Annotated in this window: 10 protein-coding genes and 1 pseudogene; all 11 read right to left on the reverse strand. The window is 58.3% G+C overall.

The window, feature by feature from the left end; all coding sequences use genetic code 11:
• Positions 1–179: 179 nt before the first annotated feature.
• Positions 180–1,868 (reverse strand): polyurethane esterase, encoded by a 1,689-nt coding sequence (locus AC3WMT_RS21660; protein WP_103304951.1) that lies wholly within the window; start codon positions 1,866–1,868, stop codon positions 180–182.
• 64 nt (positions 1,869–1,932) lie between these two features.
• Entirely contained in the window at positions 1,933–5,019 is a 3,087-nt protein-coding gene (locus AC3WMT_RS21665; protein WP_103304952.1) for an autotransporter serine protease, read from the reverse strand.
• Positions 5,020–5,257: 238 nt separating this feature from the next.
• Complete coding sequence (eprS, locus tag AC3WMT_RS21670) at positions 5,258–8,209, reverse strand: autotransporter serine peptidase EprS (protein WP_103304953.1); 2,952 nt, start codon at positions 8,207–8,209, stop codon at positions 5,258–5,260.
• A gap of 354 nt (positions 8,210–8,563) precedes the next feature.
• Positions 8,564–9,925 (reverse strand): TolC family outer membrane protein, encoded by a 1,362-nt coding sequence (locus tag AC3WMT_RS21675; RefSeq protein ID WP_103304954.1) that lies wholly within the window; start codon positions 9,923–9,925, stop codon positions 8,564–8,566.
• A gap of 2 nt (positions 9,926–9,927) precedes the next feature.
• The gene (locus AC3WMT_RS21680) at positions 9,928–11,277 is read right to left on the reverse strand and encodes an HlyD family type I secretion periplasmic adaptor subunit (RefSeq protein ID WP_103304955.1); all 1,350 of its coding nucleotides are present in this window, start codon (positions 11,275–11,277) and stop codon (positions 9,928–9,930) included.
• Positions 11,274–13,052 (reverse strand): type I secretion system permease/ATPase, encoded by a 1,779-nt coding sequence (locus tag AC3WMT_RS21685; protein WP_103304956.1) that lies wholly within the window; start codon positions 13,050–13,052, stop codon positions 11,274–11,276. Before AC3WMT_RS21685 ends, AC3WMT_RS21680 begins: the two co-directional genes overlap by 4 nt.
• A 208-nt stretch (positions 13,053–13,260) precedes the next feature.
• The gene (locus AC3WMT_RS21690) at positions 13,261–13,683 is read right to left on the reverse strand and encodes an AprI/Inh family metalloprotease inhibitor (protein WP_158249177.1); all 423 of its coding nucleotides are present in this window, start codon (positions 13,681–13,683) and stop codon (positions 13,261–13,263) included.
• 93 nt (positions 13,684–13,776) lie between these two features.
• A complete protein-coding gene (locus AC3WMT_RS21695; protein ID WP_103304957.1) occupies positions 13,777–15,240 on the reverse strand; it encodes a serralysin family metalloprotease in 1,464 nt (487 codons plus the stop codon).
• Between the two features lie 458 nt (positions 15,241–15,698).
• Positions 15,699–16,628, reverse strand: coding sequence for an HNH endonuclease (locus AC3WMT_RS21700; protein WP_103304958.1), 930 nt, complete (start codon positions 16,626–16,628; stop codon positions 15,699–15,701).
• Positions 16,628–18,148, reverse strand: a complete 1,521-nt coding sequence (locus tag AC3WMT_RS21705; protein WP_103304959.1) for an ATP-binding protein — start codon at positions 18,146–18,148, stop codon at positions 16,628–16,630. Before AC3WMT_RS21705 ends, AC3WMT_RS21700 begins: the two co-directional genes overlap by 1 nt.
• 158 nt (positions 18,149–18,306) lie before the next feature.
• Positions 18,307–18,447, reverse strand: a pseudogene (locus AC3WMT_RS21710) (FAD-dependent oxidoreductase); the annotation flags it as partial.
• Positions 18,448–18,493: the final 46 nt, after the last annotated feature.

Raw genomic sequence — 18,493 nt, forward strand, 5'->3', positions numbered from 1 at the left:
AGCTCACAGCCAGGGCGCCCCACGGGGACGCCCCGGAGCATTTCAAAACTACTTGCTTTGCTTTTTAACTGTAGGAGTGAGCCTGCTCGCGATGAGGTTGTGTCAGGCAACATGGATGGAGACTGACTCACCGCTATCGCGAGCAGGCTCACTCCTACAGGGTTTGCCTTAAGGAGTGACTAAGCGAAAACGAAACTCGAATCCGACAGGTTAGCCACGCCAACCCCGACCAGCGTCACGGCATATTCGCCAATCTTCAGCACGGTGTCGCTGCCGGCCTGCGACGTGTGCTGCTTGTAGTCGTAGCCCTGCCCCGCGCCTTCGACGCCCATGAACACCAGTTTGTCGCTGCCCTGATAACCGTTGATGGCATCGAAACCGAAGGCGCCGCTGAACAGGAAGGTGTTGTTGCCACCCACCGCCGTCATCACGTCGTTGCCGGCGCCACCGACAAAGGTCACATGGCCCTTGTCACTGATCAGCTTGTCGTCGCCACCCAGACCGAACAGCCAGTCACCGTCGGCGCTGGCGTGCAGTGCGTTGCCGTAGCCATCGCCGCTCAGCGAATGGTTGTACTGGGTCAGTTCGCTGCCATTGGTCAAACCCTTGGCCGTGACGCCCCAGGTGATTTCCTTGCTGCCCCACCACGAACCCGACTCCTTGCTCACCAGCGCGCCGATGTCGCGGGTCATGCTGATGCCGCCGTAGGCGTCGCGCACATACAGCGTGCCGTCACCGTCGTTGGCAAAACTGAAGTTCTGCAGCGGCTTCTGCAGCTCGAAGGTGTTGTGGCCCTGACCGCCGAGGAGGATGTTGTAACCGCCGTCATCGCGAAAACGGTCATCGCCGCCCAGGCCTTCGAGGAAGTCGTTGCCCGCCCCGCCCTTGAGCCAGTCGCTGCTTTGCGTGCCGATGATGAAGGTGCTGCCGGTGTGCGGCTCGCCGCTGCGGCCCAGGTCCTCGACCCAGGTTTTACCCCGCGACGCTTCTTCAAGGTTGGAGACGATGATTGTCGAATCCTTGTGAGTCAGGCCGTAGAACTTCGAATCGATCACCCGATTCAAACCGTCGGCATAACCCAGCGAGCTGTGCGCCGACCAGTTCAGCGGGTTGACGATGCTGAACGGCACGAGGTTCTGTGCAGTCGACGCGTAGTTGTCGTTGAAATTGACGATGTTGTCAGTGGTCGAATCGTGCGGCTTGTCGTGCTTGCCCATCGAAGCGGTGCTGAACGTGGTGCCGTCGAGCACTCGGAACACCGGATCGTTCTCGTAACCGATGTTCAGCACGTTGTTGCCGGTGCTGCTCTGGGTCGGCGAGGCAAAGGACACGTAGTTGGCATCCTTGAAGAAGCCGCCCCAGTTGCTCGCGCTCAACTCGGCCACGCTGTTGACCCCGAGCCCGCCGAGGCTGTGGCCGCTGATCAAGACGTCTTTGGCCGCGATGCCGTGCGCGATGGAAAACGCCGCGACTGCCTTGAGCAGATTGTCGAAGGCGTTTTTCGCATATTGAGTCGCGTAATCCGACGGCCCGATGGCCGCCAGCAAATTGTTCTTCATGTCACCGAAGGTGTCGCTGTAACCCAGCCCGCCAGTGCCACGAAAGGCCACGCCAATGCCGATCAACTTACCGGCAGTGTCGTACTTGCCGAGCACTTCGGCCTCGGCGCTGGTGAAGCCGTCCTTCTCGCCGAAGAACGTGCCCTGCGCACCGACCTTGCCCTGATAACCCAGCGCCGTCGCACTGACCGGTTTCCACGCAGTGCCCGGCAAGGCTTGCCCGGTCGGCGTGTAGGCATACAGCGTCAGGGCAATGGCATCGCTGTACAACGCTTTGCCATCGGCATTTTTGTAATCGAACAGTCCCATGTTGTGCTCTCTCTTCCTTCAAATCAGTGCTGGCAGTCCCTTCTGGAACTGCCAGCACCCTCCTTTAGAACTGCCAGTCGAGGGTCAGACCCACACCGTGGTCCTTCTCGTTGTTACCGATCAGTCCGTTGTAATCCAGGTTGACCCGGACATCGCGATTGAGCGCCAGCCCGGCGCGCACGCCGACCACCGCCGCATCACGATCCATCGACACACTCTGCACAGTGAACGCGCTGTTGCCATTGGCGAACGCCAGGTGGCTGTCAGCATCGACGCTGCTCATGTTGTGCTGCCAGCCCAGGCTTGCGCCCAGTTCCAGCTGATGTTTTTCCGACAGTGCAAAGGTGCGCTTGGCGCGTACGCCAAGGGTCGACAGCACCACATCGCGGTTGTCTTCACCGCCCTTGAGCGCCGCCGCATCACCCTTTTCGGTGAAGCTTTCGGTGTTCAAATGCACGTACGACAAGTTGGCGAACGGCTCCAGATTCATCGGTTGCAGGCGCAGATCGTAAGCCGCTTCGGTGAACACTTGGGTCGTCGCCGCATCGTGTTTGGTCTTTTGTTTACTGCCGATGTCCCCAATCTGCAGGTCACGTTTCACATCCACGCGATGCCAGCTGTACGCCGCACCGGCAGTCAGGCGCAGGGCATCGATTTCATGCCCCAGGTACGCACCCAAGTGGTAACTGTCGACGGACGCCGACGAATGCGTGCCACTGCCCATGCTCAACGAGCTGTCGCTATAACCGGTAACGAAACCCAGGCGCGTATCTTCAGCAATCAAGCCGTCGACACCGGCCAGCAAGCCACCGATTGAGCTGTTGGAGTCGGCATTGTCATGCCCGCCATCGCTCTTGCCCCAGGCGCCCAGCACCTTGACCCAAGCGTTGCTGCGATCATCGGTCGGCGCACCGGCGTCGAACAGATCACGCTCACGCAGGCGCTCGCCCACCGCTTCACGCAGGTAACGGCTGTCGTTGATCAGCATTGTGCCGATGGCCGGATGAATCTCGCCGGACAGTTGCTGGAAGGCTTGTTGCGCCGACGCCGCGTTTGGCGACAGCAGCAGGGTTTCGAACAGCGCATTGCCGGCGCCGAGACGCTCGGCAGCGGCACCGACGGCACGCTGGTTCGGGGTCAGGCCGACGCTGGCGAACGAGGCGTCGTTACGACCCACCGCCAGTTGAATGCCGTTCGCCGAGTACGCCAACGTACCGCCGAGGAACGCGTAATCCGGCAACACCTGGCCGAAGCGCCCTTCAATACCGCCCGCCGCTTGCAGAATGTTGTACTGGGTGCCGAGCAGGCTTTGCACTTCGTTGGTGGTCAGCAGCGTCGGGCTGTTTTCCAGCGACATGGTGACTGTCGCGCCTTCAATCACAGCCTTACCGGTAGCGATGATCTGGTCGCTGCTGGTCGGCGACAGTTCGACCGCATAGGTCGAGCCGGGCGCGAAGGTCACGTCACCGGCGACGTTCATCGTGCCGATCGAATTGCCCGGGGCCACGGTGCCGCCCTTGCTCACCGACAGCGCGCCGATGTGGCCGTTGCCGCCGAGGATACCGCCGTCATTCACGGTGACTGCCGAGGCCAGCGAACCGTTGATGGCCAGCCGTCCCTGATTGACCAGGGTCGGGCCGCTGTAGGTGTTGTTGCCGGTCAGCACCAGGGTGCCGATGCCTTGTTTGGTCAGGCCACCGTGACCGGAAATGTCGTTGCGCCAGGTGTCGAGGCCGCAGGTGATGTCGGTGCACACGCGCTCGGTCGGTTTGCCCTGATCGATGATCGCGCCGATGCCCGGCAGGTCGGCGACGAATTGCCCGGAGCCGTAGGCACCCTGAACACGGAATTCCTCGGGAATATCCTGCTCGGTGACGAACATCGACGGGCCATCAATACCCTTGCGCAGGTTGATCATGCCCCAGCCGTACAAAGCGTCGATGCCCGGTGCGCCTAGGTCGGTCGCGGTGGTGCGCAACACGGTGGCGACCTGTTCGCCGGTCATGTACGGGAACCGCTCCATCAGCACCGCCATCGAACCGGCCACATGCGGCGCGGCCATGGACGTGCCGTTGTAATTTTTGTAGCCGGTGGTCAGGTTGTCGGCGTTGGTGCCTTCGATGATCGAGCTGAAGATTTTCGTACCCGGTGCCGAGACGCAGAAGCTCGCGGTGTAGCCGCAGCGCGAGGAAAACGTACTCATGATGTAAGGGTTGGCACTGGCCAGATCCGGGTTCTTCTGCAACGCGGCGACGGTGATCCAGTTCGGCGCGATTTCCGGAACGAAATAGCCGAGGCCGGCGATGGCGTCCGGGTTGTTGAGGTTGTAGTCGTTACCGGCGGCAAAGATCGTGACGATACCGCTACGCGCGGCGGCGATCGCCCCGTCGTAGGCTCCACCGGGTTTGGTGCCCAGCAGCGTGCGGATCTCGTTGAACTGTACCTGCGCGTCGTTGACGGTGAAGTGCGGGTACGCCGGGTCGCGACCGCCAAGGTCGAAACGGTCGGTGATGCCGATACCCCAGCTGTTGTTGATGATCCGCGCGCCACTGGCGATCAACGCATCCCAACCGGCCTTGTACACCGCGCCGTCGTTACCGCGCACGATGCCGTCCTCCGGGCCCGGGTCGCCGTTGTCGGCACTGATGATTTGCGCACCGAACGCGACGCCGTGCATCGGCCCGCCGTCACGACTGCCCGCCGCAATGCCGCCGACGTGGGTGCCGTGGGCGCCGAGTTTGCCGTCGGAACCGACCGAGGGCGAACCGTCATAACGGAACGCGTCCCCGGCTTTGACCGGGATGTACGGGTCGGTGTATTCGCGGATCCCGCTGGTGACCAGGGTGATGACCTTGTTGCTGCCGGAGAACTCCGGGTGTGCGGCGTAAACCGGCTGGTCGAAAATCCCCAGTTTCACGCCTTTGCCGGTGTAGCCAGCGGCGTAAGCGTGATCGGCACCAATGGCGCCCAAGCCCCAGTCAGCCTGGAACTCGGCGCTGCGCCAGCTTGACGGATCGCCCGTACGACCGTTTTCCACGTAAGGCGCGGCGTGTGCCGTGCCCCAGGTGGTGAGCGCGTATAACACGGCGCAAGTCAGTGTTTTGAGGGCAAAGCGGCCACCCGTTTGCGCGGGGGTTTTATTGTTATTCATCCAGCGACCTTCCTTAGTTATGTTGCGAAAAATCCTGATCGTTCCCACGCTCCGCGTGGGAATACCTCCAGGGACGCTCTGCGTTCAGTGACGCGGAGCGTCACGGGCTGCGTTCCCACGCAGAGCGTGGGAACGATCAATCAACTCGGTTTTTTGAGAGACCGCAGGGGGCCGCTTCGCGCCCCATCGGGGATAAATCCCCTCGCCACAGGTATGTGAGCAGCCGTGAATCCGTGGTTCAGAACTGCCAGTTCAGGCTCAACCCAACGCCACGGCTCTTCTCGCGACTGGCCAGTTGTCCGTTGTAATCAAGGTTCACCCGCACGTCTTTGCTCAAGGCCAGGCTGGCCTGCACGCCGACCAGCGCGGCATCGCGCACCAGCGCCGAACTCTCCACGCTGTAAGGCGCGCCGCCGCTGGCGAAACGCAGATGCTGTTCAGATTCGATGTCGCTCAAGCTGTGCTGCCAGCCGAGGTGGCCGCTGACATCCAGCGACTGCTGATTCGCCAGGTTGAACGTCTTGATCGCCCGCACGCCGAGGGTGCTCAGCACCGCGTCACGTTGATCGCCGGAGCTTTTCAGCGCCGCCGCGTCGCCCTTCTCGGTCAAGCCTTCAGTGTCCACATGCACGTAAGCGAGATTGGCGAACGGCTCCAGCACCAATGGTTGCAGGTGCAGTCGATAGGCCGCTTCGCCGAACACTTGGGTCGTGGCGGCATCGACCTTGGCTTTCTGTTTGGCGCTGACGTTGGCGTATTGCAGATCACGCTTCACATCGGCGCGATGCCAGCTGTAAGCCGCGCCGGTGCTCAAGCGCCAGGCACCGATTTCATGCCCGGCATAAGCGCCGAGGTGATAACTGTCGACCTTGGCCGACGAGTGCGTGCCCGAGCCCATGCTCAGTGAACTGTCGCTGTAACCGGTAACCAGACCGATGCGCGTCTGCTCGTCCAGCGCGCCGTCGACACCGGCCAGCAAGCCGCCAAGCGAGGTGCTGTAACCCGCCGTGTCGTGGCTCGAATCAGTCGTGCCCCAGGCGCCCAGTGCCTTGATCCAGCCGTTGTTTTGGGTTGCCGAGGCATCGTGCAGGCGTTCGCCCACGGCATCGCGCAATTGACGGCTGTCGTTGATCAGCATCGAACCGAGAGCCGGGTAGATCTCGCCACTCAGTTGCTGGAACGCTTGTTGCGCGGAGGCGGCGTCGGCCGACAGCAACACGCTTTCGTAGACTGCGTTGCCGGCACCCAGGCCCTCGACCGCAGCAGCGACCGAGCGCTGATTCGGGGTCTGGCCGACGCTGGCAAACGTACTCGCGTTACGTTCGATATCGAGTTGGATGCCGTTGGCGGTGTAGTCGAGGTTGCCGCCGATGAACAGGTAGCTCGGCAGCACGGCAGCGAACTGGCCCTGAATGCCTCCGGCCGCTTGCAGAATGTTGTACTGACGCCCCAGCAGGCTTTGCGTCTCGGCGGTGCTGAGCAAGGTCGGGCTGTTTTCCAGCGACAGACTGACGGTGGCGCCGCTGACGCTGGCGCTGCCGCCGGCAACGATGCGGTCACTGCTGGTAGGCGACAGCTCAACGGCGTAAGTCGAACCCGGCGCGAAGTGAACGTCGCCCGCCACGTTCAAGGTGCCGATGGAATTGCCCGGCGCCACGCGACCGCCAGTGTTGGCCGTCAGCGCAGCGATCCGCCCGGAACCACCCAGCGTGCCGCCGTCATTGACAGTGACCGCCGAAGCCAGCGCACCGTTGACGCTCAGCAAGCCGCCATTGACCGTGGTCGGACCACGGAAGGTGTTATCCCCGGTGAGATACAGGCGTCCGGCGCCGGATTTGATCAGGCTGCCCTGATAAACCCGCGTCGCCGCTGCCGCATCACGCGCCGTGCCGATGGCGTAATCGGTCTGATCCTGCTGACTGGCGCCGGCCGCAACGCCGTTTTGCCAGCCCTTGTCTTGCAAGGTCTGCTGCCACGCTGAGTGTTCGGCGAGGTCTTCACTCTGGCGCTGAAGCAGTGCCTTGTCGGAGATGTCATTGCTCCAGACATCGCTCTGCCCGGCCGCCAGATTGGCGTCAAACGCGCCGAGCAATTGCCCCGGCCCGCGCATCGCCCGGTTCAGGTTGGCCACGCCCCAGCCGACCCGCTCGGTGGGCGCGTCAGTGACTGATCCGTCGAGTTGCGTGGCCGTGGTCAGCAGGGTTTCCAGCGCCTGCTGGTTGTTCATGTACGGGTAACGCTCCATCACCAGCGCCAGCGCGCCGGTGGCGTGCGGCGCCGACATCGAGGTGCCGGACTTGATCGCGTAGCCACCGTCGGGGATGGTGCTGTCGATCTTCGCCCCCGGCGTGGTGATGCACCAGTATTTGGCGAGGCCGCACTGGTTGTACTTCTGCTGATTGCTCTGATCGAGCCCGGACACGGCCAGCCAGTGACCTTCAAGATCCGGCTGAAAGTACGGCAGCGCCGAGCGCACGCTGGCATTCGGGTAGCCACTGTTGCCGGCGCTGAACACGTTGATCACGCCGCGCCGCGACACGTCGGCAGCGGCGTCGAGCCAGGTGCCTTTGTTCCAGTGCTGGGCGTAAGCGGCGTGCAGATCGGCCAGTGTGCGATAGCTGACATCCGGCGGCTGACTGCCCCAGCTGTTGTTGATGGCGCGCACGCCGGCATCGGCCAGCGCGTCGTAGGCCGCTTTGAAATAGCGCGGGTCGGGATTGGGGCCGAACAGGAAACTGTCGTTCTTGTTGGTGTTGCCGACGTAGATCTGCGCGTTGTACGCCACGCCATGCATGCCCGTGCCATCGCGGGAGGCGCCCATGGTGCCGACGACGTGGGTGCCGTGGGAATCGTTGTTGGGGTTGAGGGTGCCGTCGACGTTGAACGGTGATCCATCGACGTAACTTCCGCTGGTCAACACCGGGTGATAGCGGTCAGTGGCGAACTCGGGATGGGCTGCGTAAAACCCGGAATCGAGGGCGCCGATTTTCACGCCTTTGCCGGTGATGCCGGCGGCGTAGGCCTGGTCGGCCTGCATGCGCTCAAGACCCCAGTCACGCAGGAACTCGGCGCTGCGCCAACTGGCGGGATCGCCGGGTTTGCCGACTTCCAGGTATTGCGCCTGGGCCTGGGAAACGGAGACTGCGAGCAACAGGGTGCCGACCGAAATCGACTTGATGCGTACTTCCATGTTCACCACTCTCTTTTATTGTTTTATGCAGGTTTTTCTACGGTGTTGCCTGAAGCCCTCACCCCAGCCCTCTCCCAGAGGGAGAGGGAGCCGACCGCGGTGTCTTGCGCTATACATCGACTTGAAATACCGAATCGACTATGGATTCAGCACCACGTTCAGGACCGTGTAACTTTTCCTATTCATTCCCTCACCGATCGCGCTGTCTTGCATTTTTCGCCGACCTGAACGTTCGGGTCGATTATGGATTCAGCACCGTACGTTCAGGTCGGTGCATCTCTCAAGCATCCCCCAATCAGTCCCCTCTCCCTCCGGGAGAGGGTTAGGGTGAGGGGCGGTCTCAAGGCCTGCCCATTAACGATGAGCAACACCAAACGCCTCATCCACCCGCGCCAGATCCTGTTCATTCAAGGTCCCGGCGTAGTAATGCAATTTGGTCCACGCCATCAGATAGTCGTACCGCGCCTGCGCCAGATCGCGGCGGGTGGTGAACAGTTGTTGCTCGGCGTTCAACGCGTCGAGGTTGGTCCGTTCGCCGCCGAGAATGCTTTGCCTGGTCGACACCACCAGCGCTTCCGCCGAGGTCAGCGCCTTTTGGTAAGCGCGCAATTTGTTTACCCCGGACAAACAGGCGCTGAACTGACGACGCAGTTCAATCAGCGTCTCGCGAGTCTTGCCGTCCAGTTCATATTCCGCCTGTTCCATGGTGCGGCTGGCTTGCCGCGTCGAAGCCGACACCCCGCCACCGGCGTACAACGGCACGCTTACTTCGAGGCCGATGGTGTTGGTTTCGTAACGCTGGTTGTAGGTGTTACCGCTTTCCGATTCGTTCTGGCGCATCGAGGCGTAGGCGTTGATTTTCGGTAGATGCCCGGCACGGTTGCGCTCGACCTCGTAACGCGCCACTTCCACGGCCTGGCGTTGCGAAGCCAGGTTCGGGTTATTGCTGATCGCCATTTCGTGCCAGGTGTCGTAGTTGGCCGGCATCAGCGCGAAGGTCTGGAAGTTCTGATCCAGCGGTGCCAGATCAGCGATATCCACCGCCGGCACACCGACCAGCGCGCCCAATTCCCGCAGCGCCGCGTCTTGTTCATTGCGCGCCTCGATTTCCTCGGCCGTCGCCAACTCATAGCGCGATTCGGCTTCGAGGATATCGGTGCGCGTGCCCTCGCCCTGCTTGAACATGTGCTCGTTCTGCTGGAACTGCTGCTCGTAGGCTTTCTTCTTCGCCTGGGCGATGTCGATCTGGTCCTGGGCAAACAAGGCTTTGGTGTAGTTGTCCAGCACCCGCACCAGCAGTTCCTGGCTTTTGCCGCGAAAGTTCTCGTCGGCGAACAACGACTGCGCCACACCCTTGCGATACGCCGCATAGGCTTCGTAATCGAGCAGCGGCTGTTGCAGGGTCAGGGCTGAGCCATAACTGCTGTAGTTGCGGTCTTCAGTGCGATTGCGCGCGCGGTCATCAAGGGAAGTCGCTTTCGACGTGTTGCGGCCCTTGTTGTAGGTGTAACCGATGCGCGGCAACAGCCCGGCGCGGCCGATGGCACGGTTTTCCAGGCCAGCGTCGCGTTCCTTGATTGCGCCGAGGAACACCGGGTCATTGCGCAACGCCTGTTCGTAAATCTCGAACGGCCCCATGGCCGCCACTACCGAGTGACTCGCGAGCAGCATCAATGCCGCCCCGAGCATGGAAAGCTTATTCATACAGCCGAACATCCTTATTCTTCGGTCAGCGCAGAGCCGGCCCGGTCGAGCAGCGGTTTGAACAGATAGTTGAGGAGTGAACGTTCGCCCGTGCGCACGAACATTTCTGCGGGCATGCCGGGCTTGATCACCAGACCGTTGAGTTTTTCCATGGCCTGATCGCTGACGCTGCTGCGCAACACGTAATACGGCACGCCGGTTTTCTCATCGACCATCTGGTCGGCGGAGATCAGGCTGACTTCACCCGGAACACGCGGGGTTTTGCTCTGGTTGAACGCGGTAAACAGGATGTCCACCGGCAAGTGCGGACCGACCTTGTCGATCAGGTTGATCGGCAAATGCCCCTCGACTTCCAGGGTGGTGCCTTGCGGAACGATCTCCAACAAGGTTTCGCCCTGACGCACCACGGCGCCTTCGGTGTGCACGCCGAGGTTGACCGCGACACCGTCAGCAGTGGCGACGATCTCACTGTGTTGCAGGTCGAAACCGGCGGAGGTCAGTTGCTCGGACAGGGTGACGCTCTTCAGCTGCGCGTCGGCCAGTTGCGTGCGCACTTCCTTCTGATATTCCTCGCCGTGCTGTTGCAGCTTCAGGCGCGACTCAAGAATGCCTTGCTCCACTCGACCGCTTTCACCGGTGTTTTCCGCCAGTTGCTGCTGCACTTGCGAGAGCTGGCGCTGGTATTCCATCAAGCGGTTGCGCGGGATGTAGCCGTTGTCAGCCAGCGGTTGCAGGTTGCTCAACTGTTGTTGCAGCGAGTCTGCCTGGGCATTGAGGTCGGTGCGCGCACGGCGCATACCGGCCAGTTGCGCGGTGGCGCCTTCGATGCTGGCACGCAACCCGGCCTGCTCGCGGTAATACGCTTCGCGGCGGCTGCTGAACAACTGCCGTTGACCTTCCAGGACCAGCGCCAGACGCGGGTCCGGGTCATTGCTCAACTCGGCGGGAAAGGTCACTTGCTTGAGGTTGTCGCGCTCGGCCTGCCAGCGCGCCAGGCTCGCCCACGCCATGCGGTACTGCGCCTGCAGCGATTGCACATCGGCGGCGACTTGGGTCTGATCGAGGCGGAACAGTGGCTGCCCCTGCTTCACGATCTCGCCTTCGCGCACCAGAATCCGGCTGACCACGCCGCTGCTCATCGACTGCACGGCTTTGCGTTTGCCCGTGACCACCACGGTGCCCTGCACCGGAATACCCTGATCCAGCGGCGCCAATGCGGCCCAAGTGAAGAAACTGCCGGCGCCGACAATCGCCAGAATCCAGCCCATGCGCGCGAAGAATTTCGCATCACGCTCGGGGCGTTCGGTGACGTAGGCGTGTTCCATGCTCGCTTCGTTTTCAGTGTTCATGCTTGCGCTGCTCATACACCCGAATTCCTTGTCGTGGGCTGGTACTGCCGGCTCATGCTGAGCCCGCCCGGTGCTTGCGCAGGTTTCTCGCGTTGCTGCTCGTTGGCGGCGCCGGACAGTGCCTTGAGCACGTCCTGACTGGCGCCGAAGGCTTGCAAACGGCCGTCGTTGAGCACCAGCAATTTATCGGCCTGGGCCAGCACCGAAGACCGGTGCGTCACCAACACCACCGTGGTGCCTTGGGCCTTGAGCTGCGCGATGGCGCTGGCCAGTGCCGCTTCGCCGACGGTGTCGAGGTTGGAGTTGGGTTCATCCAGCACCACCAGGCTTGGCGTGCCGTACATGGCGCGCGCCAAAGCAACGCGCTGCTTCTGGCCGCCGGACAGACCGCTGCCGTCCTCGCCCAATTGCGTGTCGTAACCTTGCGGCAGGCGCAGGATCATTTCGTGGACGCCGGCCTGTTGCGCGGCGGCCACGACTTTCTGCGGATCGGCTTCACTGAAACGCGCAATGTTCTCGGCGATGCTGCCGCTGAACAGCTCGATGTCTTGGGGCAGGTAGCCGATGTACGGCCCGAGCTGATCACGGTTCCAGCGGTGAATATCTGCACCGTCCAGTCGCACCGTGCCACCGAGGGTCGGCCACACGCCGACCAACACACGGGCGAGGGTCGATTTACCCGAACCGGAAGCACCGAGTACGCCCAGCACTTCACCTGCGCCCAGATTGAAATTGACCATGTGCAAGGTCGCCGCGCGTTGCCCCGGCGGGCCGGCGCTGACCTGTTCAAAGGTGATCTGGCCTTTCGGCGCCGGCAGCGCCATGGCGTCATCGCTTGGCGGGAAGGCTTGCAGCAGCGCATCGAGACGACGGTAAGCCAGTTTCGCCCCGCTCCACTGTTTCCACACGGCAATCAACTGATCGATCGGGCTCAGCACCCGCCCCATCAGGATGGAACCGGCGATCATCATACCGGCGGTCATGTCGCCCTTGATCACCAGCAACGCACCGAGCCCCAGCACCAGTGATTGCAGGCACAGGCGCAAGGTTTTGCTCAGCGAACTGATCACCGCCCCCGTATCACTGGCCTGATTCTGCAGACCCAGAAAGCGTGAATGCACCTGGAACCAGCGCTTGCGCAACGAACCCAGCATGCCCATCGCCTGAATGGTTTCGGCGTTATGCAGATGGCTGGTGGCCAACTGGCTGGATTTCTGCGAGAAACCGGCGGCTTCGCCCAGCGGCTTCTTGGTCATGTATTCGTTGAGGCAGGCCAAGGCGATCAGCAACAGCGCACCCGCCGTGGCCAGCACGCCAAGCCAGACGTTGAACAGGTAGATCACGAACAGATACACCGGGAACCACGGCGCATCGAAAAAGGCGAACAGCGCAGGCCCAGTGACGAATTGGCGAATGTGGGTCAAATCGCCCAGCGATTGCCCGGCGTTGCCCTCGCCATTGAACAGGTTGCGTTCGAATGCAGCCTGATAGACCCGCAGGTTGAAACGGCGCTCCAGTTGGCTGCCGATACGGATCACGATGAAGCTGCGCACCACTTCCAGCAGGCCGATGAAGGCAAAGAAACCGACCACCATCAGCGACAGCATCGCCAGGGTGGTTTCGTTCTGCGAGGACAGTACCCGATCGTAGACTTGCAGCATATAAATCGACGGCACCAGCATCAGCACGTTTATCAGTGCGGTAAAGCAGCCGACGCTGATCAGAATGCTTTTATAGTCGCCCAATGCCTTGAATAAGGGAGCGGTGGCTGGGGCCTTCGCCATCTTCATTGATTCGTCCTGAAAGATATCTCTCGTCGATCATTGACGAGACTTCAAATTAGTTATCCGGGCAATGCCGGAATTGCTTTTTTGTGGGTACTTACAATTTCATAACAACTTGCACGATTTAATGCGGTGCAGTTGCTTTGAAGACAGCCGCTTATAACCACACAGCAGTGCCTTATATAAAAACCTGTCGCCTACTTGGCAATTACAACTATGGCGCCTTGCGCTCCAAGATAATGACCAGGCCCGACTTCAAAGTAGCCAGATAATGCCCGTCACCTTGTCGGCTGAAGAACTGGATTCTTGAGCCTTCCTTGCCAGTGATGGAAATGCCGTCCGGTTCGGGAAACCAACCGATGGGCGTTTCTTCCAGCCAGGCTGCGAGGCAATCGGCGCCCTCCCCGACGGTCTGGTTCAGCGCCAGTTCTACAGCGCAGGTATTGGAGGGTTTGTCTTGCAGCTTTTGCGCTTCAGCGGTGTCTTCGCGAGTGTTCAGCGTCGCCTGCCATTGACCGGCAAATACCGAGGGATCTTCGAGTCTGAGGCTGCTTGCCATGCTTGCTTCTCCGGTAATCATCATCAGCGTCGCCATCAGCCACGTCTGTGTCATGTAGGTAAAAACGTTTCGACTCATAGGAAATTTCACTCCGGCGCTTAGCCTTGCCCACCGGGCTGAACGATGCAAGCGAAGAAAGCGGCGCATCACGCGCCGCTTCCCTGTTTCACATCAAGCCACGATGTCGCTGGTCGCTGCCTGGCCAACGGTGCTGACCTGGAAGTCGGCCACGCCGTGCCCGGAGAAGTCCACCGAGAGCAGGCTGTTACCGCCCGACGAAGTCAGAATCGCATCGCCGGCTACACCGGTGAAGCTGCTGACAAAGTGCAGGCCGGCGCCGTTGGTGATGCCGGTCAGATCGATTTTGTCCAGACCGCTGACGAAATCGAGGATCTGATCGATCGCACCCGGCTTGGAGTCGGAGCTGGCTGCGAACACAAACGTGTCCGAACCCGCGCCGCCCCACAGCTTGTCGGCACCGCCAGCCCCGTAGAGGATGTCGTTGCCGGCACCGCCCTTCAGTTCGTTGGCCACGCTGTTGCCGATCAGCAGATCGTTGCCCGAACCGCCGATGGCGTTCTCGATGATCGCGCCCTTGGCGATGGACACGTTACCCACCAGGCCGCCAACGTCGGAGAACGAGGCGTCATTGAGGTTGATCTTCTGGTTCTGAGTGAAACCCGAGAAGTCCAAAGTATCTTTGCCGCCCGCATCCCACACCGAGAACACCAGCTTGTCCGCCGACGACGAGGCGCTAAGGTGATCACGACCGGTGTTGGAGTTGAAACCGTAGGTGGTGTCACCGGTACGGGTGGTGGTGTTGGCACCGTAAAGCTTCTGGATGGCAGCGATATCGTCCATCAGCGGGCCGGAGGCATAAGCTTCTACGCCGCCCTTGCTGAAGTTCTGATTGGTGTTGCTCTCGCTCCAGTAACTCATAAGGCTGTAACCGCGGGTGTCTTGCCCGTAGGAAGCATCCTTGTAAGTCGGATTGCCTTCGCCGGCGTTGTAGTCGCCAGGGTGAGACAGGCCCAGGGTGTGGCCGATTTCGTGGGTCAAGGTCTGACGCCCGTAGTTGCTCAGGCCTGGGGTCTTGTTGACGTCGTAGCCGCTGCCGGTCAGGTACCAGGACTGGCCGTCATAACCTGGCTCGGTGCCCGGCAGGAATGCAAACGCTGCCGCGCCCTCCTGGCCACCGCTGTAGTTACCGAAGGTCATGTGACCATCGCCGCCTCGGGCAGCTTCGGTGAACGTCACATTGGCGACATCGGCCCAGGATTGCATGGCGAGCACGGCCTGGGCTTTTTGCAGGGCGCTGAACTGACTGAAACCGGTGACACCGAGGCCGCTGAAGTTAGCGGTTTTAGCGGTCAGAAAGGTGTAGGTCAGTTCGATCTTGCCGCTGTGATCCAAGTCGTTCCAGTGGGCACCATCACGCAGCAACTGAGTCGCAGCCTGATCCACGGAGAACGACGGTTTGCCATTGACCGTGAGGTTGCCGCCACGATCGTATTGGTGGCTGAAGCTATTGATCTGGTTCCAGGCAGCGCTGGTTGCAGCCAGAGATTGCGGCGCCGCCGACAGCAGAAGAGCCTGTTCGGCGGTATCAATAGCGTTAGCTTTAACTTTCGACATAAACACACTTCCTTGTTTAGCAATGGAACAGTTTTTGTCCGATAGCGACAACCCCTGGCGAGATTGTCCTATCACTCGCCCAATGAAGGCGTAAGAAACCTGACACAATTTGAAATCTGTCGTAAAGGATTTTTTTGAGATCAAATTGAACTGTTCCGGGAAACTCCCGTAAACAAAGCGTGCGCTGTGGGAAGAATGTTTTAGACGGTGATTTTTTGCCTAATTGTCTGACGATTTTCTATTTAATTATTAAATATGAGTAAGTTGTTTTTTGTTAGGCGCGTCTCACTTCGCTGCACTTTATTAGTGCGTGCCATCGCATTGACATCAACCACATCAGCAGAAATATTTGTCTCCTGATTTCGCTTTCTAAAGGGCGACACAGCAAACATCTCTTCCGCACACCTCTGGACGTTGCAAGCTCTATGCTGTGCCAATCTAAAGACAGGAGCGCACCGTCAGGACTTGGCCTTGGCCTTGGCCTTCTCCAACTCCATATATATGCATTCGTACATTTTCCCCAGAATGGAGTGCTTGTAATCATTCGGGTGAAACTGAAGAATTTCGCGTTCTATGGCTTCGCGCGGAAACGCGAACAATGAGAGCACATTGGTATCGAAGGATATTTTTGCCTTGGCAAATTTGACAGCCTCAAGAGAGGAGTAAAGATAGCGTTCATTTACTAAAAAAGTTGATAACGAATTTTTCGTTTTATCACAGGGGACACGTGCTCGCGCCTTGATAATTAATTTGTCTTTGATGTTTTCGAAATCAGCACTGATATCCATGACGCTTCGATCTGGGTGCACAAAGTAGAACTCGACATTCTCCGCATCGAACAGAGGATGAAGATGTGGCGTGCCGAAAAAGTCCTTCCTTCCCTTTAAACTGGAATTACACGCATAGCAACTCGGAATCAGATTATTCAACGTAAGCGCCAGATGCGGATAATGCTCTTTAGAGTAGAAGTGATCCAAGGTTGGTCGATAAGCTGACTGACTTCCGGTTACCGTAAACGCAAATGCTTGATTACAGTAGGGGCATGTTCGGCTTGGAGAAGTACTGCACAGCGAGTAGGCATTCCAGGCGCCTTCCTTCGATGTAAAACTTTTATAATTGAACAGTTCCGTCAACACTTCTTTAAACAAGACCTGATCAGGCAAAGCCATGCGACCAATGTATGACTTATATAGCTGTATAGAGCGCTTCATCGCAGCATGAGAGCCAGAAAGTATGTCACGCCTCGCTTGATAAATAAAACAATGAACCGGTAGAGGCGGCCCCAAACGAACAACCTTTGACTTCAAAAACTTATTTATCTTTTTTCCAAGAAATTCACGATGCGACTTTTTAACCAAACTCCAATTATCAACAATCGAGATTATCATTATTGGTAACCATTCTGCTGCATGAGACGCTTTAACTCTCCTTTAATGAGTGGATCATCGACAATGGAAACCACATAATGATCCATATCTGTCATTGAACGACTTTCGATCCTGCCAATTGTTTTGTTCACTGTCTCAATCGCGTGCTGACCAATGGACTTTGCAGAAAATGAAAGATTGAGCAAGGTCTGCAACGGCGCAGCAAAACTTGGAACTTGCTCCTGTGGTCCTTCACCTAGGCGACAAACATATTCAGAAGGGACGTCGGACGCCAGCAGTGGCGAATGCGTAGCAATAATGACCTGTACAGTATTCAACCCTAACCGCTCTTTAGTCTTAAACAGAAATTTATCAATCTCTCCGATGTAACGACGCTGCCACTCAAGATGCAGAAACGCATCACCCTCATCAATCAAAATCAGCACAGATTTCGCACCATTTTCGACAAGACCGCCCACAGCACGCGATATAAGATACATTTGGCTGAGCAGTGCCCATTCACCGGAGCTCAAACCTTCCCAGCCTAAATTTAAAATTCGAGATATAAAACCGCCTCCAAGCCAGGCACGGTCCATTGAATCGCCCAGCGCAAAAGAAAAGCCAAAAGTTGGACTCTTTGTTATCTTTATATGGTTTTTCCTTATAAATTCCTGCAAGTCATCACACTTCTGCAAAAACTCTCTCGCAATGATTGGGCTTATCCCCTGACCGAGACCATCCATTAGTTCAATGCCAAATCGAAAGCGTATAGCATCTGCGACCAGACGCGGTCGCTGGAGCTTAGTACTCATTTGATCTTCAATAACCGCGAATACCGAAAACACTTCGACGAGGTCAAAATCTGTAAAAAAACGTTCATCCAGTGCAGCGATACACGTATGCAATGCTTTCGAAACAGGCCCGTTGCTTTTGCCTTTTCGCAACGATAGGGCAGCAACAATGCCGAACGCGGACCCTCGGTCCTTTATATCCGCACATAGCGCCTTGAATACTTTAAATTCACTACCCAGCAGCCGCTCACCACATTCATCATTTGTTATCGAAGATGCGATATCCAACAAATAGCAAATAACTTTTTTTCGATCAACTCGCAAGAATGCTTTTAATTTTGTTTTGACTCCAAACCCTTTGAGAAGATCCGTTTGATCCTTCAAGTCAAATGCATCCAATGGATGATTGGCTTTGGGAGAGGCGTCGCAAATTTTGTTTGAACGGTGCACTCTACCTCCGTGTGGTACCGGCGTGAAATATATCAGCCCCCAATCTTTCTCGAGGTAGTTTTCAATAGCACCATCTTTAGGTTCAGCTTTAAAAACACACCGACTCGAAAGTTTTGCAATACCACCTTGCCGAAACTCATGAATCAGGTCCTTGAACGCATGAGTCTTCCCCGCCCCGTTGTTCCCAATCAACAATGAAAGTGAATCAACGCCAAATATGTTGTACGGCTTTACTGAATCGTCAGAGTCAACTGACCGAAGATTTATTTCATTGGTTGGGAAGACAATCCTAGTAATCACTTACCTATCCTTTTCCGTGTCCTGCGAAACAATTGTCGCGACACCGACTCTGTGCCACTCTCAGAGAGCTATGGGAGCACGAGAATCTCATTTTTGACAAGTATTAGCGTAGGAAACCGTCTAGTAAGGCAAGGAAAAAACTGGCGAGTGACTAGTGACCTGCAGTTTTTCAGTATCGAGAACAGTTCGCCAAATAGATAGCAGCGTAACTCGACCTCATCACGGGGTAGGTCAAAGTTGCGGTGCAGCTTGCCGGAAAACTGACAACCTCCACGGGCGACGAAGATCAAACGGTAGTCACGATGCGCCGAAATGGTCACCATCAATATTAATGGCGTGTGCGAG

It is taken from the genome of Pseudomonas sp. FW305-7, assembly GCF_058786735.1.

Bases quoted from the DNA above. Each gene is read 5' to 3' on its own strand.
- AC3WMT_RS21680 (WP_103304955.1), bottom strand. From the start codon at position 11,277: ATGAGCAGCGCAAGCATGAACACTGAAAACGAAGCGAGCATGGAACAC.
- AC3WMT_RS21690 (WP_158249177.1), bottom strand. From the start codon at position 13,683: ATGAGTCGAAACGTTTTTACCTACATGACACAGACGTGGCTGATGGCG.
- AC3WMT_RS21685 (WP_103304956.1), bottom strand. From the start codon at position 13,052: ATGAAGATGGCGAAGGCCCCAGCCACCGCTCCCTTATTCAAGGCATTG.
- AC3WMT_RS21700 (WP_103304958.1), bottom strand. From the start codon at position 16,628: ATGATAATCTCGATTGTTGATAATTGGAGTTTGGTTAAAAAGTCGCAT.
- AC3WMT_RS21660 (WP_103304951.1), bottom strand. From the start codon at position 1,868: ATGGGACTGTTCGATTACAAAAATGCCGATGGCAAAGCGTTGTACAGC.
- AC3WMT_RS21665 (WP_103304952.1), bottom strand. From the start codon at position 5,019: ATGAATAACAATAAAACCCCCGCGCAAACGGGTGGCCGCTTTGCCCTC.
- AC3WMT_RS21695 (WP_103304957.1), bottom strand. From the start codon at position 15,240: ATGTCGAAAGTTAAAGCTAACGCTATTGATACCGCCGAACAGGCTCTT.
- eprS (WP_103304953.1), bottom strand. From the start codon at position 8,209: ATGGAAGTACGCATCAAGTCGATTTCGGTCGGCACCCTGTTGCTCGCA.
- AC3WMT_RS21675 (WP_103304954.1), bottom strand. From the start codon at position 9,925: ATGTTCGGCTGTATGAATAAGCTTTCCATGCTCGGGGCGGCATTGATG.